We start from the raw sequence: 19650 nt of genomic DNA on the forward strand, positions 1-19650 counted from the left end.
CCTCTAATTTCGCGAAAATAACAAGTGATTCCTCGAAAAACCACCATAATTCCGCGAAGTGGAATAAAATACATTTATTCAATGCAAAAATCGTTCATTCATTAAAAAATCTAAATAGTGAGAAAAAGGTTTTTAAATATAACTTCTCCCTATATAATAAAAATATAAGGATAAATGGAGGGGATGAATGGTGGCGATTGAATTTTCAACGGACACTGTAAAATTGGACATTAATGGACGTGTTGCTCTTCTCGAGTTGAATAGGCCAGAAGCGCTGAATGCCCTTGATGTCGAAATGATTAAGGGAATTACGATGAATTTAAAGGAAATCTGCAAGTCGGTTGAGGTAGATATCCTTGTAATCAAAGGAGCCGGACGGGCCTTCTCTGCCGGCGGTGATATCAAAACGATGCTCTCAAATACTAATGAAAGCGATTTCTATCATGTGATGGATGATATTCACGATATGATTGTGACTCTGTATAACATGCCGAAGGTAACAATCTCAGCAGTTACAGGTGCTGCGGCAGGACTGGGATTCAGCCTTGCGCTCGCGACAGATTACATAATCGCTGAGCCATCAAGCAAGATTGCAATGAATTTTATTGGCATCGGTTTGATTCCGGATGGGGGAGGCCATTTTTTCATGGAGGAGCGTCTTGGAGAAACGAAGGCGAAGCAATTGATCTGGGAAGGAAAGACGCTTTCTGCCAATGAAGCGTTGACACTGGGACTTATTGACGAGGTGCCAACGGGAGACTTTGCAGAAGCAATTGAAGGAAAACTACAGGAATGGCTGAACAAACCGGTTCAAGCTATGATAAAAACAAAGAAAATCCTAGCTGAGAAAAATAGGCCATCTCTATCGAAAATTCTTGAATTGGAAAAATACGGCCAATTCAAAATGCGCCAGACAGAGGACCATCAGGAGGGCATTAATGCTTTCCTTGAAAAGAGAAAGCCGAATTTCAAAGGAAGATAAACAAAAAAAGCAAAGAGGCGTGAATCCTCTTTGCTTTTTCTTATGGATGGAAAAGAATCAATTTTCCTCGTGGTGATGTACAGCGGTGCGTCTTGTCGCTGAGGTTCTTTTCTTCAAGCATTTTTGCGCCGATTTCTTTTGCTTCTTCATCATTCCCGGCCTGGAATGACTCGTCAATCAGTTTTTCCCCATTTGGTTCAAAGGCTGTCAGTTTGTAAGTATCCATCACAACTTCTCCTTTTTTAATAGATTAGTAAGTACAAAATTAACTTCGAAAATTGTCCAGCTCCAGCGCCTAGCCAGTTTTCATCCCTGCTAGTGCTTCTTCGAGTATCTTGCGAGAAGCGTTAGCTTTGAGCAGCTCGAGACGCTTCGGTCATGTCAATGAAGTCAAAGAGCGACTTCACCGGTCGGCCCTCCAACGCTTGTCGGGGCTGAACAAGGCGCTTGCGCTTTTCTTATAAGATTCAGATGATTACTATTATTTTTGCATAACTTTTTTAAATATGCAAAATAAAATATGTATTTAAAATATGAAACTATTTCCCTATAAAATTCGTAGTAATTTATTGGAAAAGGAGGAAGATGAATATGGTCTTACAGCTTGAACAAGTGACAAAGAGATTTGGCAATTTCACAGCAGTGAATCAGCTTTCACTCAATATACCAGAAAAAGAAATGTTCGGATTTCTTGGTGCAAATGGCGCTGGGAAGACAACGACCTTCCGGATGATCCTTGGTCTCCTTGATGTCTCAGACGGAAGGATAACTTGGGATGGTAAGCCGATCAATTATGAAACGAGCAGCATCATCGGTTACCTGCCTGAGGAAAGGGGACTTTATCCAAAACTTAAAGTCCGCGAGCAAATTGTCTATCTTGCAAGGTTAAGAGGAATGCAAAAACAGGCCGCCCTCAAAGAGCTTGATTACTGGCTTAATCGCTTCAAGGTGCCGGAGTATGCGGATAAAAAAGTTGAAGAGCTTTCAAAAGGTAACCAGCAAAAAATCCAGTTTATTGCCTCCGTCATCCATAAGCCAAGGCTGTTGATCCTTGATGAACCTTTCAGCGGACTGGATCCGGTGAATGTGGAACAATTAAAGGAAGCTGTCCTCGAGCTCAAAAATGCGGGCACCACAATCGTATTTGCAAGCCACCGGATGGAGCACGTGGAAGAAATGTGTGAGTATATTTGCATCATGCACAAAGGAAGTCCAGTAGTCCATGGGTCACTGAGAGAAATCAAACGATCTTTTGGTAAAAAGAATCTGGTCATCCATGCGGATTTTGATACTTCATTCCTAAAAGAGTATCCTGGCGTTACAAAAGCAAAAATGACGGCAGAGGGAATCCACTTGCAGATCTCGGGTGAGCAGGTTGCCGAGGAAATCTTAAAAGATATCGTTGGCAAAGGATTTATCCGCAAGTTTGTTCTTGAAGAACCAAGTCTAAATGATATTTTCATTGAAAAGGTGGGTGATTCATATGAATAATTTTTTATCATCCTAATCCATACATACATGAGCAAGTTAAAAACAAAATCCTTCATAGTTACAACGATCCTGACCGTAGGTATTATGCTAGCGCTCACAAATATGTCAAACATCATCGACTTTTTCAATAAAGGTGAGGAAGCAGATAAAATCGTTGTCATTGACGAGACTGGCCAACTTTTTGAGCCGCTGAATGAGCAAATGAAGATGGTCAATGAAGAGCTTGTCCTGGTAAAGTATGATGGAAATGAAGAAAGTGCCAGGAAAGCAGTAGAGGAAGGAAAGTATAAAGGTTTACTCGAATTAAGCTTGAACAATGAAGAACTTCCGGCAGCTTCCTACAAAGCGATGAGCATTGCGGATTCGGCTATTCCTGGAGACCTTCAGGCGGCATTACAGCAGATTAAGACGGCGATGGCATCCACTCAAATCAATATCGCTCCAGATCAATTGGAAAAACTTTATGCTCCAGTTGAATTCGCAAAATCCGCTCTTGAAGAAGATGCCAAGACGGAAGAGGAACTGAATCAGGCAAGAGGATTGGTCTATGTTCTTCTTTTCATCATCTATTTTGCGGTCATCATGTACGCCAACATGATCGCTATGGAAGTCGCTACTGAAAAATCATCAAGAGTAATGGAAATCATGATATCCAGTGTATCCCCTATCAAGCAAATGTTTGCGAAGATTCTCGGGATTGGCCTATTAAGCTTGACTCAGCTCGCCGTTCTCTTGCTTGTCGGGTACTTCTCAATCATGCAGAATCTCGATAATATGGAAGGTGGATTCTTCGAGTTCTTCGGTTTTGGGAATATCGCAGGCAGCACAATTGCATATGCAGTAATTTTCTTCATTTTAGGGTACTTCCTGTACGCGACTATGGCTGCCTTCCTTGGCTCACTCGTCAGCAGGATTGAAGATGTCCAGCAAATGATTACACCGATGACGTTGCTTGTTGTCGCTGGTTTCATGATGGCGATGTTCGGTCTGGGCCAGCCAGAGGCACCGTTTGTAAAATACACATCCTTCATTCCGTTTTTCTCTCCGATGTTGATGTTCCTGCGTGTAGGAATGCTGAACATTCCTTTCTGGGAAATCGCCTTATCAATCGGTATCCTTGTTGCCACAATTGCCTTCCTGGCTGTATTTGGTGCCAGAGTCTACCGAGGTGGAGTCCTGATGTACGGAAAATCAAATTCATTCAAGGACATCAAGAAAGCACTGCAGCTAACGAAAAACGAATAATACTAAAAGTCGCAATCCCCGGATTGCGGCTTTTTTACAGGGATTTTGACGTGCTTAGTGGAATATTTATAAGAGAAAACCTTGCAGGTGTAAGAAATGAAGTGGCACACTGAGTTTCGGTCATATAAATGGTGAACATGTGCCCATAAAAAAGATGTAACAGATTCTTATGGCAGCGGACTTGAACCGCTGAAAACACTCGGGTTCCTAAAAGGCAGCAACTGCCCGCATAATGATGGCGAAAAGGAGCGCCGGCCAGCTTATCATAGATTTGTAGGTTCTGGAAGGATATCCTGGGGATATGCCGCTGATGACGGAGCAGCATTGCACTATATCGATGAGGAACTAGTTAAGGCGGTAAGCTCAAGGCCTGAAGCCGAAGTCTACAATGTTTATCAGGCTGATGGAAAAGAAAAGTGAAGGAAGAGGCAGTGAAAACCATATATCTTGGATAAAAAAGAGCTGCAGGCCAATATAAGGACTGCAGTTTTTATAATATCGGTGATAGAACGTGCATTCGTATTTTGAGCATGTTAAAATAAAAGAAAATAGGACGGGAAAGGAATAACCAAATGAAACAGGTGAAATTTTTGCATACTGCTGACCTTCATCTTGATAGTCCGATGGTCGGCCTGCGGCATCTGCCAAAAGTCATATTTCATAGGTTGCAGGAGAGCACCTTTACAGCCTTGAAAAATATCACGGATGCTGCAATTAAACATGAAGTTGATTTTGTGGTAATCGCCGGGGATCTATACGATGCCGAGGACCGGAGCATTCGGGCTCAGGCTGTTCTCCGCAATGAAATGGTAAGGCTCGCTGACAAAGGGATTAAGGTATATGGCATTCACGGAAACCATGACCACCTTGGCGCAAAATCGGTGATGATTGATTTTCCGGATAATGTTCACTTTTTCTCAGATCAGGTGGCAAAGGCTGATTTTACAAAGCATGATGGAACTCTTGTCCATTTGTACGGTTTCAGCTATCCTGAGCGGCATGTAATGGAGCGATGGATTGAGAAGTATGAAAAGATTGATGGCGCGGATTTTCACGTTGGTTTGCTTCATGGCCATTTTGAGGGTGTGAGTGATCATGGGAAATACGCATCTTTCAGGTTATCTGAGCTTATTGAAAAAGACTATGATTATTGGGCACTTGGCCATATTCATAAGAGGGAATTTCTTTCACAGCAGCCTTATGTGGTCTATCCTGGCAATCCCCAGGGACGAAACAGGAAGGAACTCGGCGAAAAAGGAGCGTATATTGTTAAGCTGACTGAAGCAGGAGCCGAGGTTTTTTTATAGAATCAGCTGATGTGATATGGGATGAAACAGTTATTGACGCGAAGGATTCGTTAAGCTTCAATGCCATTTATGAAAAATGCCTGGCCGTCATTGATGGGAAAAGAAGAGAGGGAAAAGGGGTCCTGCTGGATATCCGGATTGACAACCTGGATTCGGGTCAGACGGATGTAATTGAAAAAGTAGCAAGTGGTGAACTCCTTGAACTTCTGCAGGAAGCTGAAAAGGATGAGGAATCTTTTGTCTGGGTACACAGGCTCGAATTTACTGAAAACATTGCTGTCGACCGCGCTGAATTGATCAAGCAAAGCGATTTTTTTGAGGAGTTATTCAATTCAATTGATCAATACGATGATTTAAAAGATTCACTGTCTTCATTATTCCAGCACAGCCAGGCTAGAAGGCATTTAGGGCTGCTGTCAGAAAGCGGAAAAGAACAGCTGGTTGAGGATGCTGAAAGGATCCTGCTTCAGCTGCTGCTGAAAAATTAATGAAAGGAGGCAGCATGATGAAAATTATTGAACTGCATATATACGGATATGGCAAACTCGAGGATTATGTGATTGGCTCTGTAGGGCAATTGCAGATTTTCTATGGCGAGAACGAAGCAGGGAAGTCGACCATCATGTCATTCATCCACAGTATTCTGTTCGGCTTTCCGGCTAAGCAAAGTGCCGAAATCCGCTATGAGCCCAAGAATAACCCGAAGTATGGCGGCAAAATTAAAGCCTTTTTTCCTGACAGGGGAGTGGCTGTTATTGAGAGAGTGAAAGGGAAGGCCGCCGGTGATGTGACCGTATCTCTTGAGGACGGGACGATTGGCGGAGAAGAGTTACTTAAGGATCTTTTGAAAAGAATGGATAAAACCATTTTTCAGGCTATTTATTCGTTCAATGTCCATGGGCTGCAAAATATCCATGCAATGAAGGGAGAAGAACTTGGCAGATACTTGTTCTCTGCCGGAACGCTTGGTACTGATAAACTCATTAATACGGAAAGTTTCCTTACCAAGGAAATGGAGCAGCGTTTCAAGCCTAGTGGGAAAAGGCCGTTATTAAATGAGAAATTGAATGAGTTGAAGGAAGTCCAAGCCTCATTGAAAATCGCAGAACAGCAGAATGAAAAATATTCGGAGCTGATGAGTACAAAAGATGGATTGGCCAAGAAAATTGCTCAGTTGCAGAACGAGATTGCAATGCTTGAGCAAAAAGGAATTAAGCTCCGTGAGTACAAGCGAAATGAAAAGCTTGTCATAGAAGCGGCAACGATAGAGAGCAAAATTATTGAGCATGATCCGTCATTTTTTCCTGAGGATGGTCTGAACCGACTTGAAAAATTGGACGAGCAGCTTAAAGTGATCCAGGCAAGATTGTTAAGGGTAAAAGAAAAGAAGGAACATCTCCTGAATGAATTAGATAAAAGCAGGCCGAATTCTGAATTACTCGGAATGGAAACAGAAATTGAAGCCAGAATTGAGAATCTTCCTCTATATGATCAACTGAAGCAGGAAAAAAGACTTCTTGAATCCAAACTGGAGGAAATAACAGAGGAAATAAGCCAGCTAAATGACAAGCTTCATGCAGACTTCAATGAAGAAAATATCCATGAAATCAACACAAGTATTTTTATTAAGGAACAAGCTGAAAACATCCAGCAGACAGAGCAAAGATTGAAGGATAAAAAGCTGGAGTTGGAGGCTGACTTCGAAGAGGAGAAAAAGGCACTGGCAGAACTTGAGGCAAGGGCAGAAGGTGCAAAGAGTGAACTTCTTGATGAAGGAAAGCGAAATCAATTAGTGAACGAAATGGACCTTTTGGAGAATAAGGAGAGAATCCAGTCCGAATTAAATTATGTCGCGGACCAGATTGAAGCGTCCAAATCCAGGGAAGAAAGTGAAAAAAACAGACGAAAAAAGCAACAGAAGAAAGAAAACAATCAGTTACTCCTTCTTGGAGGTATTTTTCTCCTTGTGGCTCTTTGGGGGCTCACTAATGATACATGGTTACTAGCTGGAATCGGTTTAGCAGGATTGCTGTTTTTATTGGCTGCGCGCTATAAGCCAAGTGACAAAATGCCAGTGGATGATCAAATCCTATCCAAGTTGCTGGAGCGGGAAAGAGCGCTAAAAGATGCGTTAAACAGCCAGCCAGAAGGCAGTGCTTTTACAATCAGAAATTTGCTTGCAAGGGACGAGGAGGCGAGACTGCGCCATCGTGAACTGCTCATCAAAATTGAGCAGCAGAATGATCGTTTTGAAAAAGTTGTCCAGCAATTTGAAGCATGGGAAGCGGATATGGCTGCTGTAAAGCGGAAAAAGGCAGAGTTGCTGAAGCAATTTGGTCTAACGGAAACTGCTGGCACAATCAAAGTTATGGATGCCTATCAACTAATCGATACGCAGAAGCAATATTTCCGTGAGAGGAAAAGAATAAAGGAAAGCTTAAAGAAAGTAACTGAATCTTTAATGGAAATGGAAAATAGCCTGAAAATGCTTGCTGAGCGATTCCTTCATAATAGTAATTTTGCTCCGGTGGAGGCAGCTAATCTGCTGAAGCGGACATTGCGTGAAGCAATCGACCAGAAGTCGAGGCATCACGAACTTACCGTGAAACTGGAGGAAATTGAAGAAGAACATTCATCACTTCAGAAGGAAGAATTGGTGATCAGTCAAGAAAAGAAAGGGTTACTTGCTCTGGCGAGAACAGAAGATGAAGATGAATTCAGACAGAAAGCGAAGGATGCTGCATTGGTGAAAAACTGGAGAGCAAGGCTGGAGGATATAAATTATCAGCTGCTTGCATCTGGATTAACCGATGAGGATCGTGACAAGATTGTAAAAGGAATTTCGCTTGAGGAACAAATCGAGGAAATTGAATTAAAGATAGAACAGAGCAAAAGGGAATTAACCACACAGTTTGATGTAATCGCCGATGTAAAGCATAAGATGAAGGTACTTGAAGAAGGCGGCATATATAGTGAATTGCTCCATAAATATAAGCAGCTTCAGCATGAGTTCGCTGAAGCTGCGAAGGATTGGGCAAAGTTTGCGGTTGCCAAGGATTTGCTTTCGAGGACAATTGACCGTTATAAGGATGAGCGCTTGCCGAGAATGCTGGCCAAAGCTGAAAACTTCCTGTCGATTTTGACTGATGGCAGTTATGTGAAAATCATTCCTCAACTTTCAGGAAGCGGTTTTCTGATAGAAAGAAATGATCATATGTTTTTTGAAGCAAATGAACTTAGCCAGGCAACTGCAGAACAGGTCTATGTATCCATCAGGCTGGCACTTGCAGCCGGACATTTTGATCGTTATCCATTCCCGATTATCATTGATGACAGTTTTGTTAATTTTGATCATAACAGGACTGCACGGATTATTAAGCTGCTCAGGGAAATGAGCAATAACAATCAGATACTCATTTTTACATGCCACCGTCATCTGCTGGATTATTTTACGGAAAATGAAATTATCGATCTGCAAGAAAAAAGCACAAATATAGTTTGAAAATGCCATGGTTTGAGAATCAGAGACAATAGACTCTGTATGTTATACTGTTGCAGAGAGGAGAGGGCGGTTAACTATGAATAAAGGAATTTTGAATCACGAAACAGGGGACCGGATAGAATTGTTTTTATTGATCAAGCATTCGTCAAAAGGGATTGCCAGCAATGGGAAGCCATTTTTGACACTCATCCTCCAGGACCAGAGCGGGGAAATCGAAGCAAAGCTTTGGGATGTATCCGAGGAAGATGAGAGTATTTACTGTGCTGAGAGCATTGTGAAAGTCCAGGGAGATATCCAGAATTACCGAGGACGAAACCAGTTGAAAATCAGGCAAATCAGGCCAGCTTCGGCAGCTGACTCTGTGAAACTATCTGATTTTCTTGAGACAGCCCCTGTCAGCCAGGATGAAATGAGCAGCAAGCTCACCCAATACATTTTCGAAATGAAGAACCCTAACATCCAAAGGGTTACCAGACATTTATTAAAGAAGCATATGAATGCATTCATGGAATATCCTGCAGCGACGAAAAACCATCATGAATTTGTTTCAGGACTTGCGTATCACGTTGTCTCCATGTTGGACCTTGCGAAATCAATCGCAACGCTGTATCCAAGCCTTGATAAGGATTTGTTATATGCAGGGGTCATACTCCATGATTTAGGGAAAGTTTTTGAGCTATCCGGCCCGATTTCAACAACTTATACAGTTGAAGGGAATTTGCTCGGACATATATCCATCATGGTCAATGAAATTGGCAAGGCAGCCGATGAACTAGGCATCAGCGGAGAGGAAGTAGTCATGATTCAGCATATGGTATTGTCCCACCACGGGAAAGCAGAGTGGGGAAGCCCGAAGCCGCCAATGATCAAAGAGGCGGAAATTCTGCATTACATCGATAATCTTGATGCAAAAATGAATATGCTGGACCGAGCGCTTGCCAGGGTTAAACCAGGCGAGTTCTCTGAAAGAGTTTTCGCACTTGATAACCGGTCCTTTTACAAGCCTGTATTCCATAAGTAAAAGCAAAACGGCCTCAATCCAATTCTATGGAGGGGGTCTTTTTGTTTTTTGTCTTTTTGATCTCTTGAGGCATATTTGATAATAAACCTCATATTAATACAGTAAGAGTTCAATTTGGACAACCTTTTAAATGGAGGGTATGGAGAAATGTCAATTCCAATCTGGGTAATAGCAGTCGCAGCAGGGATCGTATTCAGTGCCTTCATGGCAGTGAAAACAGGAAAAGAAGAACGAAAAGAAGAAATGGAAAGCATTGAACGAGAGGGCGAGCTTTTTATGAAGCGCCTTGAGCGGGAAAAAGAACGACGTGAACATTCGGCGGAAGCATAAAAAAACACTGGTCTCCAGACATGGAGCCAGTGTTTTTATTATGGACATAGTGCTTGCTGTTTTTATTTTTACTGTTGTGTTTGTGCTTCTGCTTCTGTGAATTCAGCAGCGCCTTTTAGATCTTTATCCTTGATCTTTACATTAGCTGCATCAAGTTCACGCTCTAGAACTTCTTGAATCTTGTTAGAGTCTAGCTGGGTAAGCTTTAACTCATACTCAAGCTCGTCCTTCATTTTTTCGTAAGATTTTTTTTCTTTCTTCTCAGTAACCTTGATGATGTGGAAGCCGTGCTGTGATTGTACAGGTTCACTGATTTTATTTACTTCAAGAGCGTACGCCGCCTCTTCAAATTCAGGGACCATTTTACCAGGTCCGAAGAATCCGAGGTCTCCGCCATTTGCAGCTGAACCAGGATCCTGTGAATATTCCTTCGCTAAATCTTCAAACTTTGTACCTTCATCAAGCTTTTTCTTCACTTCCTGTGCAGTCTTTTCATCTTCTACAAGGATATGGCTTGCCTTGATTTCAGGCTTGTACTCTTCGTAACGCTTCTTAACTTCCGCTTCGCTGACCTTTACATCTTTAAGTGCAGCTTTTTCCATAAGAAGCTGATCTTTAAGGACTTCTTTTAATTCTTCTTCGTCTTTAAGCTGGTTTTGCTGAAGAACTAGCTCGAAGTTCTCTCCAAGCTCTTCCTTAAGCTCGGCCACTTTTTCCTCAACCTCTTTATCAGTCACTTCATAATTTTCCGCAAGAACTTTTTGGTAAAGCAATTCTTGAAGTGCTTGCTCTCCATACTTTTCCTTCATGGATTGATAAAGCTCTTCCTTGGTAATGTTGCCTGCTTTCGACTCAACGATTACTTCTGAAGAATCGGCATTATCGTTGCTGCAAGCGGCTAATCCCATAACTCCGGCTGCGACCGTGAGGGAAATTATCATTTTTTCATGGTGAACATCTCCTAAACAGAAAATTCTAGTGGCCGTTTTTAATCCACAAATTCTACTATAACATAATTTCAATATTCTACAAAAAATAAATGATGGATATTATTGGTTATTTAATGGGATGGGCGGATATCTATACCGTTTGTTCGAGGGTGCATAGGATGTAGAGAATAGAAAAAAAGGAGGTAGTTGATAATGGGCCATTATAATTCAGGCTTTGCGTTAATCGTTGTCCTGTTCATCTTGCTGATCGTTGTAGGTGCAGCTTACCTGTAATCAACAAAATGCAAGTAATGCAGGATAGTTGCCTATGCGGAATCGACCTTACTTGAATAAGATATCATAACCACTTTGGAAGGAGGTGTTAATATGGGTGCAGGATACGGCGGCGGCTTCGCTTTAATTGTCGTGTTATTCATTCTGTTAATCATCGTGGGTGCAGCTTGGCTTTAATCACTGAGTAAAGTGTATGGGGGACATTTGGCCCCCATATTTCTAAACTGCGATGTTAAGGCAAGTTCTTAAAGCAGAAAGGAGGAACCTCAATGTCTGGAGGAGGACATGGATATGGCGGCGGCTTTGCATTGCTCGTTGTCTTGTTCATTCTGTTAATCATCATCGGTGCATCTTGGCTGTAAGCATCGATGGGGCAATGCTTTCTGCATGCCTTAAATTTAAAAAAGCTTCATCAATTCTGAAAAAAAGCGGTGAGGGAAGCCTCACCGCTTAATTTATCAAGCATACAAAATTTCAACGAAAGAAGAAATTAGCAGAATTGTAACTAAAATATTGATCGTCCTGAATATTTTCGCATGTTTGTCTTCAGGTATTTCCTTCTGGATGCAGAGGGAATCTGTAAGCTTATTTATATAGAAAAGAATGAAAGCAGCAAATAGGACAAACATGAACAAAATGGAGATCATCGAAGAATCCCTCCTCAGCAATCTTTTTATCTTAAATACAATACCAAATATTTTAAGAAAAAGATAGTTATTTGATAAAGGTATATAGCTAGTGTGCAGGAGGGGTGAAAGGAAGATAACTGAAATCAAGATTTGCCAATCTGTTATCATGCTTTGGAATGTGAGGGAATGAGCAAATTATAAGAAGAACAAAAAGCGGAAGGGTTTTTGTTCATTCATCCGCTTTATAAGATGCTTTCAGCTGAACTAAAGCCAAAAACTACAGCCAGAGGAAGTAGACAAGTTTGCAGCTCACAGGAGGTAACCTTCCTCTATTATTGGAGTGGCATCATACATAAGTATCAAGCATACTCCTTTTCGGCTGGATCTATTTTCTTAAGCGTACCGTCTTCATCAGAAAACTTGCTTTCGATATTCGAAAAAGATTTCTCGAATATTTCCATAAAGTCATCGCCATAAATATTGCGGACTATTGCCATGATTTCAATAATGTCCGGGAACTTTCCATATAGCTCCTTCAATGGCATGGCTCCTGAAAAAACGGCATTAGTATCTGGTTCATAGTTTTCCATCAAAGCGAGCAATACACCTTCACCTTCTTCAGTTAGCTGGATATACGTATTTCTTTTGTCGCTTTCCTTCTTGGAAAACTTTAAATAACCGCGTTCCTCAAGCTTTTTGGAGAAGTTGAAAGCAGTGGAAACATGCATCACACCAAATTTGGCTACATCAGAAATCGAAGCTCCACCCAAATGATAAGCAATCCATAAAATATGGTGCTCATTGATATTAAGGTCGAATGGTTTGATCCATTGCTGCCAGTCCTTCTCAACAGACTTCCAAAGTGCCTTGCTCAACTGGGCAATTCTCTGGCTAAATATCATTGCTTCTTTCATAGAATAATTTTTATCTGCCATTCTCATAATCACCTACTTTATTGTTTCTATTTTCATTATGCCAATAAAACAAAAATTAATAAAGATATAAATTTACAAAATTTTTAGAATTTGTTAAATTCCGTCTAAAGTCGGGGGGTTTTGATGCAAATTTTTTAATTGTCATAACAAAAACGCCATTTGCATAATATATCTTTCTTGATAAAAAAAGAAAATCCTTCCCACCGAAAAAATTTTACTTAAGGGGAAGGATTGATCCTGATTATTTTTCTTTAGAATTAGCTGCAGCCAATTCAGTTTCCAGGTCTTTAATTGAATCTTCAAGCTCCATTACATCTTCCTGAAGACCTTTCTTGTTTTCTTCGGTTTCAAGCTTCCACTCAAAGATAGCCGTCTTGACATCGGTAATAAATGTTTGGATAGAAGCTTTGCCTTCTTTTGAAGCAGTGGCCACTGTATTTTTTAATTCAACAGCCGAATCTTTTATATCCTTGATGGATCCGAGGTATTCATTTTTACTGGCTATAAGTGTTCTTCTCGTTTCATATCCTGATTTTGGAGTTGCAAGCAGTGTTGCAATACCTGCTACCACACCACCTATAACCATTCCGCTTAAAACTTTTTTTGCTTTCATGTTTTGACCACCTCATCGATTTTTCTGTATAAGTTCTCCAAATGGAGCGGGATTCCTCTTTTCTTCTATATTTAATTTCCTATTCTCGCACAAATAAACGTTATTAGCTTCATAGCCTTAAATTAACAGGCATAAAAATATAATAAGGTCATGTGCAGGAAGGAGAGGAGGGAAGTGGGGATTTTTACAAGTGTGGTGTTTCTCATCAGCGTTGCTTTCTTTGTGGGGGCTGTCCATCATTTCCTTGCGTTAAAGAAGCCGGGGATGTATCCTCCGAAGGCGCTTCTGCGAAAGAGAGCAGGGACGCTGGCAGGAGGAGGGGCAATTTTTTTATTGATCGGGATTATTTTCTCTACATTCCAATAGACATAACAAAGCCCCTGTCCGTTTTAGACAGGGGCTGATATTTTTTAATGGATTTCTGCAAGCTTTGCTCTTTTAAAAATATTCGTTGCCACAGGATGAAGAATGGCCATGAAAACAGCGCTGAATGCTGCTGTTGGAAGAACAACCGCTGCGAATAAGGCAGTGAATGGTCCTGGCAGGCCGACAAGGAAATATGCGGAACCAAGGAAAACGATTCCTGACACAATGGTTCCAATCGCTGTAAGGCCAGCTGCAGTATAAATCGATAACTTGAAATTTTTCAGGGCCATCAGGATTCCGAAAAAGACAAACGCAGTAATAGGCTTATCAATGATGTTCGGAACAAGGCCTCCTGAGAAAGTAGTAGTCAATCCTGAAATCAGTCCAGTGACGACTCCAACCAATAGTACACTCTTTTTGTCAGGAAACAGGATGATCCCAAGGAACATCATCGTCAGCATCATATCTGGCTTCATCCCTAGGAAAAAGCCGGGTACGACCACGTGCAAGACTGCTCCCATCCCCACTAAAAGTGACAATGCTACAAGATTCTTCGTATTCATTTCTCATCTCTCCTCTGCTATTCTAGCTAACTAGTACTCCTCCTGCAGTGCTCTCTATGCCTGCAGCGAAAAGCTTTCTCCAATTATAACACATATTTTAATAGAGTAAAGGTTTAATATTCTGTTAATTTTTGCTTCTGAATACATTCATAAAATCAGAAAGTTTCTCAACGTTCTCAAGTGGAACGGCATTATAGATAGAGGCTCGGCAGCCGCCTACAGACCTGTGGCCGGCAAGCCCTATAAAGCCGGATTCCTCGGCCTCATGCAGGAAGGCTGAAGTTAGATCTTCATTATTGAGTGTAAAAGTGACATTCATCAATGAGCGGCTCTTTTCTTCAGCGTGCCCTGTATAGAACCCGCCGCTGCTGTCTACCGCATCATAAAGCAATGCTGCTTTCTGCTTGTTCAGCTGTTCCAGCTGTTTTACCCCGCCCAGCTCTTCTGCCCATTGAAGAACCAGCATCAGAAAATAAATCGATAATGTTGGGGGAGTGTTATAAAGCGATTGTGAATCAGCATGGACACGATAATCGAGCATGGAAGGCAGCCCTGGTCTAGAACGATTTAGCAAATCTTTATGGATGATGACAACTGTGACACCGGATGGGCCCAGGTTTTTCTGCGCACCTGCGTATATTAGTCCATATGCTGATAGATTAAGAGGCCGGCTGAGAATATCACTGGACATGTCAGCAACAAGCGAAACTGGCAGATTTTCGGGAATAGAATGCCACTGGGTTCCGTAAATGGTATTGTTCGTCGTGATGTGGAGGTATGAAGATTCAGCTGGAATATCGATTTCTGAACTACTGGGGATAAATCTATAGTTGGCATTTTTGGAAGATGCGGCTATCACGGCATTTCCAACTTTCTGAGCTTCCTTCAGCGCTTTCTCAGACCATGTTCCGGTCAAGACATAGCTCGCAATCGATCCTTCCTCAAGCAGGTTCATAGGGACCATTGAAAACTGCAGACTTGCACCACCCTGGAGAAAAAGAATTTCATATTCATCAGGAATGGTAAGCAGATTCCTGAGCAGATTTTTTGTGCGCTCATTAATTTCCTCGAATTCCTTGCTGCGGTGGCTAAGCTCCATCACAGCCATTCCGCTGCCTTGATAATTCATCATTTCCTTTTCCGCTTTGGCTAATGCTGACTCAGGCAATGCAGCCGGTCCAGCATTAAAATTGAGAGCTCGTTTCATTTGGATCCCCCCGAATATTTAATTACGGTATGTCTTTAATGTGTTAAAGTTATCATCATGCTACCAGAAATTCAAGCATAATTCTAATGTTTTCAGAAAAATTAAAATGAATTTTAAAGAAGTGTAGATTTTTTTAAAATAGTCGTTAAGGATCACTTAGTTGTATGGAGCTTGTTTCTTAAAGAAGGTCTAAAGAACAAACGCGAGTGAAGCAAGGCGAAAAAAGAAGGCTCTATCGGACAAACACAAGGAAGAACCGCAAAAAATGTCCGATAGAAGGCTCTATCGGACAAACACCATGTGAAATAGTCAGAAGATAGTCCAATAGGAAAGCTGTTTTAGCACCATAAAAAAAACTCCCGCAAAGCGGAAGTCTAAATCTTGCTATTGATTTCTGCAGCTATCTTTTGGTAATCGTCGGATGTATATTGATCCTGATGGGTTTTCCACACAGCGCCAAAGCCATCGCCATTGCCATAGCGCGGAATCAAGTGCATGTGGAAATGGAAGACAGATTGGCCAGCTGCCTCGCCGTTGTTTTGAAGCACATTCAGCCCGATTGGATCGTATGCAGCCTTGATTGCATTAGCGACTTTTGGGACAGCTTGAATACGTTCGTCGCAATCTCGTCAGTTAGCTCATAGACATTTTCTTTATGTACCTTCGGGATGACAAGTGTATGTCCTTTCGTTACCTGGCTGATATCGAGAAATGCAAGAACGTTCTCATCTTCATACACCTTTGCTGATGGGATATCGCCGTTGATGATTTTGCAAAAAATGCAATCACTCATTTCTTCCACCCTTTCGTTCATGAATTTCGCTTTTGTCCCGTTCAATTTCCAGGACTGCGCTTTTTATGGTATTTTATCACATTTTGCCAATATGAATAAAGAAAGAAGGACAGGATCCGCATGGAATCCTGTCCCTGAAGGGGAAACTAATTACTGTTCATTGACGTTCTCAGCAGGTTTACCTTTGATAAACACCTCATTTTCAATTCATTCGAATTATAAATGATGGGTTATTCAGTACCTGGTTCAATCGGACCATCCCCTTATCAGCTTTAATCGGTTTCACAACTTATAAAGCGGGAAGTGATCTGCGACACACACCTCATTTCAAAATGTGGAGTGATGTTACTGAACGGCTGGGTTAACATTTACGTAGCGCAATGCAACCATCCCCTTGTATGAACGTTGAAATCAGTGTGCTTTATAAATCGAATAATATGTCTTTTACAGACACCTCATTTCGAATTATTGCTTGTTGCCCCTTCAAAAATTATGATGCCCCGATTATCGGGTTATATGCAAAAAAAGTTTTATCAAAAGGTGAAGCTTTTAATAATGTATAGGGATTTGTTAAAATAACGGTACAGAATACGAACTGGAAGGACGTTGTACATGTCTTTATTGGAGATTAACCAGGTAACCGGTGGATATACAAGGAATCCGGTATTGAAAAATGTGAGTTTTACCGTCAATAGTAATGAAATCGTTGGGTTGATCGGTCTGAATGGTGCCGGAAAAAGTACGACGATCAAGCATGTGATCGGCTTGATGGAACCTCATAAGGGGGATATTAAGATTAATGGCAGGACATTTTTGGAAGGCAAGGAGGAATACAGGAAGCAGTTTACCTTTGTACCTGAAACACCTATTCTTTACGATGAATTGACGCTTGAAGAACATGTGAGGCTGACAGCGATGGCCTATGGCTTGAGGAAAAGGAATATGAACAGCGAATAGATGCATTATTGAAGGAATTCAGGATGAGCAAAAGGCTGAAGTGGTTCCCTGCCCATTTTTCAAAAGGGATGAAGCAAAAGGTAATGATCATGTGCGCATTTTTGGTACAACCTTCTCTTTATATCGTCGATGAGCCATTTGTCGGTCTTGATCCACTTGGAATTCAATCTTTGTTGGATCTGATGGACAAGATGAAAGAAAATGGGGCTGGCATATTGATGTCGACGCATATCCTTGCAACGGCGGAACGTTATTGCGATCGTTTTGTCATTCTCCATAATGGAGAGGTCCGCACATGGGACGCTTGCAGAGCTGAGGGACCAATTCCAGATGCCTGGTGCAACACTTGATGACCTGTATATCCAACTGACAAAGGAAGAAGACTATGTTTAATCCGCAGCACTTATGGAAGGAGCGTTTCGGTACGTTCGCCAAGGAAACCGGAAGCTACCTGCGATACATTTTTAACGGCCATTTAGTGATTGTCGTCCTATTTTTATTGGGAACAGCGGCTTTTTACTATCAAGAGTGGATTAAAACGCTGCAGCCTGATTTCCCGGCAGCGTGGATCATCGCCCTGGTTCTTGCTGCCGTGCTTACATATAGTCCGATTCAGACATTTTTGACCGAGGCGGATAAAATATTTTTATTGCCGCTTGAAACCAGATTGGATGATTATTTCAATAAATCGATCACATTCAGCCTGAGCCTGCAGTCCTATGTATTGCTGCTCCTGCTAGCAGTGCTAATGCCGCTTCATGTAAAAATACATGGTGCCGATTTCAAATCGTTTTTCATTCTTTTAATCGCACTCATTCTGATAAAATGGATCAATATAATGATACGCTGGAGTGTCCAGTATTTTATCGAGAAGAACGTGAAATTGACGGATAGCATCATTCGTTTTTGTATTAATGTTGTTCTTCTGTATTTTATCTTTTCAGGAGCTCAGCTGGTTTTTGCAGCTGTTCCAGCTGCTGTCTTAATCCTGCTGTATTTTTACTATAAAAAACAGATAAAGGACAAAGGCTTGAAGTGGGAGCAGTTGATTGAGGACGAAGAAAGACGGATGAACGCCTTTTACCGTGTTGCCAATATGTTTACGGATGTTCCAAAGCTGCGAGACCGCACTAAAAGGAGAAGATGGCTTGATTGGCTCGTTAACATCATTCCATACAAGCAGTACCTCGCCTTCAGCCATCTATACTTAAGGACCTTTGCAAGGTCCGGGGATTATTTCGGATTGCTTGTCCGCCTTACATTGATAGGAGGAGCAGCGCTTTATTTCCTATCATATGGGCCAGGACAAATTTTGTTTGCTTTGCTTTTCATGTATTTGACAGGGTTCCAGCTGTTGCCGTTATGGAACCATCATAAAAACAAACTATGGGTCGATCTGTACCCTGTGCCGGAGAATGCAAGGAGGAAATCCTTTACGAGCTTGCTGCTGGGAATAATGATTTTTCAGGCAGCTGTTTTTGCAGGGACAGTTTTCATTAAAGGGGATCTATTATTAGGAGCGATTGTATTAGCTTCTGGAACTGCATTTTCCCTGTTCTTTGTTTATTTTTACAGTAAGAGTAAACTTAAATCCTAATTTGGAAATCCTTTTCGTAATCGCTTTGAGGCTTTTATGTAAAGGATTTTTTTGAATCGTTTTTGCTTAAGATACGTAATAGTAAAAGTAAGGGGTGAAAACAATGAATGAATATGAATTGAAGGCTTATGAAGAGGCTCTCACCTGGAAGCGGAAGCTGAATAAGCGTTCAAGCCTTTTGGCGCGTGCTTCAAAGAAAGCGCAGACGAAAGTGAATCAGTTGATTCCAGACAAAGTCCATCAATTCTTGACGGAAAGTATTAAGAATATGGTCAAGGCGACTCTGGCGGGATCGAATTACACGACGAAAAAGCAGCAGGCTCAGGGCTTACACTTGCTGAGAAAGACCAGGAGCTTCATAAAAAGCTGTCTGCATACAAGCGGATGGCTGCTGTTGAAGGCGGTGGAACTGGAGCCGGGGGCATACTGCTAGGGATGGCAGATTTTCCATTGCTTTTAACGATTAAGATGAAATTTCTTTTCGAAGCTGCATCTGTCTATGGTTTTGACCCATCCAAGTATCAAGAAAGGCTTTTTATCCTTTATGTTTTCCAGCTGGCTTTTTCAAGTGATGACCATCGAAAGCAGACACTGGAATTGATTGAGAACTGGGAAGCAAGAAAAGCTGAATTGTCGGAGCTGGATTGGCAGCAATTTCAGCAGGAATACAGAGACTATATCGACTTTGCCAAAATGCTGCAGCTGATGCCCGGGATTGGGGCTGTTGTAGGAGCTTACGCAAATTACCATCTGCTCGACCAGCTAGGTGAAACAGCGATGCATGCCTATAGGATAAGGATCCTGAAAACACCTCCGCAACTATGAGATGCGGAGGTGTTTTGCATTGGAAATAATTGTTGTGGGTCACTTATTTAGGGGTTCTTAATCT

20 protein-coding genes and 3 pseudogenes are annotated in these 19650 nt (G+C 41.6%); 16 read left to right on the forward strand and 7 right to left on the reverse strand.

Annotated elements, in window-relative coordinates:
- Window positions 1-187: 187 nt before the first annotated feature.
- Window positions 188-982 (forward strand): enoyl-CoA hydratase, encoded by a 795-nt coding sequence (locus JCM21738_RS11350; RefSeq protein WP_023615415.1) that lies wholly within the window; start codon window positions 188-190, stop codon window positions 980-982.
- Between the two features lie 40 nt (window positions 983-1022).
- On the opposite strand, the gene JCM21738_RS11355 is transcribed toward JCM21738_RS11350, so the two are convergent.
- Entirely contained in the window at window positions 1023-1208 is a 186-nt protein-coding gene (locus JCM21738_RS11355) for a YhzD family protein (protein WP_023615414.1), read from the reverse strand.
- A 365-nt stretch (window positions 1209-1573) separates the two neighbouring features.
- On the opposite strand from JCM21738_RS11355, the gene JCM21738_RS11360 reads away from it, so the two are divergent.
- The 8 genes from JCM21738_RS11360 (at window position 1574) to JCM21738_RS11385 (ending at window position 9878) form a co-directional block, all read left to right on the forward strand.
- Window positions 1574-2473, forward strand: coding sequence for an ABC transporter ATP-binding protein (locus JCM21738_RS11360; protein WP_023615413.1), 900 nt, complete (start codon window positions 1574-1576; stop codon window positions 2471-2473).
- A gap of 27 nt (window positions 2474-2500) precedes the next feature.
- Entirely contained in the window at window positions 2501-3718 is a 1218-nt protein-coding gene (locus JCM21738_RS11365) for an ABC transporter permease (RefSeq protein ID WP_052019654.1), read from the forward strand.
- A 189-nt stretch (window positions 3719-3907) separates the two neighbouring features.
- The gene (locus JCM21738_RS23280) at window positions 3908-4138 is read left to right on the forward strand and encodes a Type 1 glutamine amidotransferase-like domain-containing protein (RefSeq protein ID WP_232215902.1); all 231 of its coding nucleotides are present in this window, start codon (window positions 3908-3910) and stop codon (window positions 4136-4138) included.
- Between the two features lie 152 nt (window positions 4139-4290).
- A complete protein-coding gene (locus JCM21738_RS25765) occupies window positions 4291-5025 on the forward strand; it encodes a metallophosphoesterase family protein (protein WP_243462986.1) in 735 nt (244 codons plus the stop codon).
- Between the two features lie 11 nt (window positions 5026-5036).
- The gene (locus JCM21738_RS25770; protein WP_243462987.1) at window positions 5037-5513 is read left to right on the forward strand and encodes a hypothetical protein; all 477 of its coding nucleotides are present in this window, start codon (window positions 5037-5039) and stop codon (window positions 5511-5513) included.
- Between the two features lie 17 nt (window positions 5514-5530).
- The gene (locus JCM21738_RS11375; protein ID WP_023615410.1) at window positions 5531-8527 is read left to right on the forward strand and encodes an ATP-binding protein; all 2997 of its coding nucleotides are present in this window, start codon (window positions 5531-5533) and stop codon (window positions 8525-8527) included.
- 76 nt (window positions 8528-8603) lie between these two features.
- Window positions 8604-9548, forward strand: coding sequence for a 3'-5' exoribonuclease YhaM (gene yhaM / locus JCM21738_RS11380; protein WP_023615409.1), 945 nt, complete (start codon window positions 8604-8606; stop codon window positions 9546-9548).
- 147 nt (window positions 9549-9695) lie between these two features.
- Entirely contained in the window at window positions 9696-9878 is a 183-nt protein-coding gene (locus tag JCM21738_RS11385; RefSeq protein WP_023615408.1) for a sporulation YhaL family protein, read from the forward strand.
- Between the two features lie 68 nt (window positions 9879-9946).
- Here JCM21738_RS11385 and JCM21738_RS11390 read toward each other — a convergent pair whose 3' ends face one another.
- Window positions 9947-10786 (reverse strand): peptidylprolyl isomerase, encoded by an 840-nt coding sequence (locus JCM21738_RS11390; protein WP_243462988.1) that lies wholly within the window; start codon window positions 10784-10786, stop codon window positions 9947-9949.
- 234 nt (window positions 10787-11020) lie between these two features.
- On the opposite strand from JCM21738_RS11390, the gene JCM21738_RS23285 reads away from it, so the two are divergent.
- The 3 genes from JCM21738_RS23285 to JCM21738_RS11400 all read left to right on the forward strand — a co-directional run bounded on the left by JCM21738_RS23285 (window position 11021) and on the right by JCM21738_RS11400 (window position 11463).
- Entirely contained in the window at window positions 11021-11101 is an 81-nt protein-coding gene (locus JCM21738_RS23285) for a YjcZ family sporulation protein (RefSeq protein ID WP_023615406.1), read from the forward strand.
- 93 nt (window positions 11102-11194) lie between these two features.
- The gene (locus tag JCM21738_RS23290) at window positions 11195-11278 is read left to right on the forward strand and encodes a YjcZ family sporulation protein (RefSeq protein ID WP_064503397.1); all 84 of its coding nucleotides are present in this window, start codon (window positions 11195-11197) and stop codon (window positions 11276-11278) included.
- Window positions 11279-11370: 92 nt separating this feature from the next.
- On the forward strand, window positions 11371-11463 hold the full coding sequence (locus JCM21738_RS11400) for a YjcZ family sporulation protein (protein ID WP_023615405.1): 93 nt from the start codon (window positions 11371-11373) through the stop codon (window positions 11461-11463).
- 626 nt (window positions 11464-12089) lie between these two features.
- On the opposite strand, the gene JCM21738_RS11410 is transcribed toward JCM21738_RS11400, so the two are convergent.
- On the reverse strand, window positions 12090-12665 hold the full coding sequence (locus tag JCM21738_RS11410; protein ID WP_023615403.1) for an HTH-type transcriptional regulator Hpr: 576 nt from the start codon (window positions 12663-12665) through the stop codon (window positions 12090-12092).
- 241 nt (window positions 12666-12906) lie between these two features.
- Window positions 12907-13278 (reverse strand): YtxH domain-containing protein, encoded by a 372-nt coding sequence (locus JCM21738_RS11415; protein ID WP_023615402.1) that lies wholly within the window; start codon window positions 13276-13278, stop codon window positions 12907-12909.
- A 174-nt stretch (window positions 13279-13452) separates the two neighbouring features.
- On the opposite strand from JCM21738_RS11415, the gene yhzF reads away from it, so the two are divergent.
- Complete coding sequence (yhzF, locus tag JCM21738_RS11420) at window positions 13453-13644, forward strand: membrane protein YhzF (protein WP_023615401.1); 192 nt, start codon at window positions 13453-13455, stop codon at window positions 13642-13644.
- Between the two features lie 44 nt (window positions 13645-13688).
- On the opposite strand, the gene JCM21738_RS11425 is transcribed toward yhzF, so the two are convergent.
- From JCM21738_RS11425 to JCM21738_RS11435, 3 genes and pseudogenes are all read right to left on the reverse strand, one after another.
- A complete protein-coding gene (locus tag JCM21738_RS11425; RefSeq protein ID WP_023615400.1) occupies window positions 13689-14207 on the reverse strand; it encodes a tryptophan transporter in 519 nt (172 codons plus the stop codon).
- Window positions 14208-14331: 124 nt separating this feature from the next.
- A complete protein-coding gene (gene serC / locus JCM21738_RS11430) occupies window positions 14332-15414 on the reverse strand; it encodes a 3-phosphoserine/phosphohydroxythreonine transaminase (RefSeq protein WP_023615399.1) in 1083 nt (360 codons plus the stop codon).
- A gap of 374 nt (window positions 15415-15788) precedes the next feature.
- Window positions 15789-16207 (reverse strand): annotated as a pseudogene (locus JCM21738_RS11435) (HIT family protein).
- 612 nt (window positions 16208-16819) lie between these two features.
- Here JCM21738_RS11435 and JCM21738_RS11440 point away from each other — a divergent pair.
- The 3 genes and pseudogenes from JCM21738_RS11440 (at window position 16820) to JCM21738_RS11450 (ending at window position 19586) form a co-directional block, all read left to right on the forward strand.
- A pseudogene (locus JCM21738_RS11440) lies at window positions 16820-17557 on the forward strand (ABC transporter ATP-binding protein).
- On the forward strand, window positions 17550-18761 hold the full coding sequence (locus JCM21738_RS11445; protein WP_023615396.1) for an ABC transporter permease: 1212 nt from the start codon (window positions 17550-17552) through the stop codon (window positions 18759-18761). The pseudogene JCM21738_RS11440 and the gene JCM21738_RS11445 overlap by 8 nt, the downstream one beginning before the upstream one ends.
- A gap of 103 nt (window positions 18762-18864) precedes the next feature.
- A pseudogene (locus JCM21738_RS11450) lies at window positions 18865-19586 on the forward strand (EcsC family protein).
- Window positions 19587-19650: the final 64 nt, after the last annotated feature.

It is taken from the genome of Mesobacillus boroniphilus JCM 21738 (assembly GCF_000517385.1).
GTDB classification, from domain to species: domain Bacteria; phylum Bacillota; class Bacilli; order Bacillales; family Cytobacillaceae; genus Mesobacillus; species Mesobacillus boroniphilus.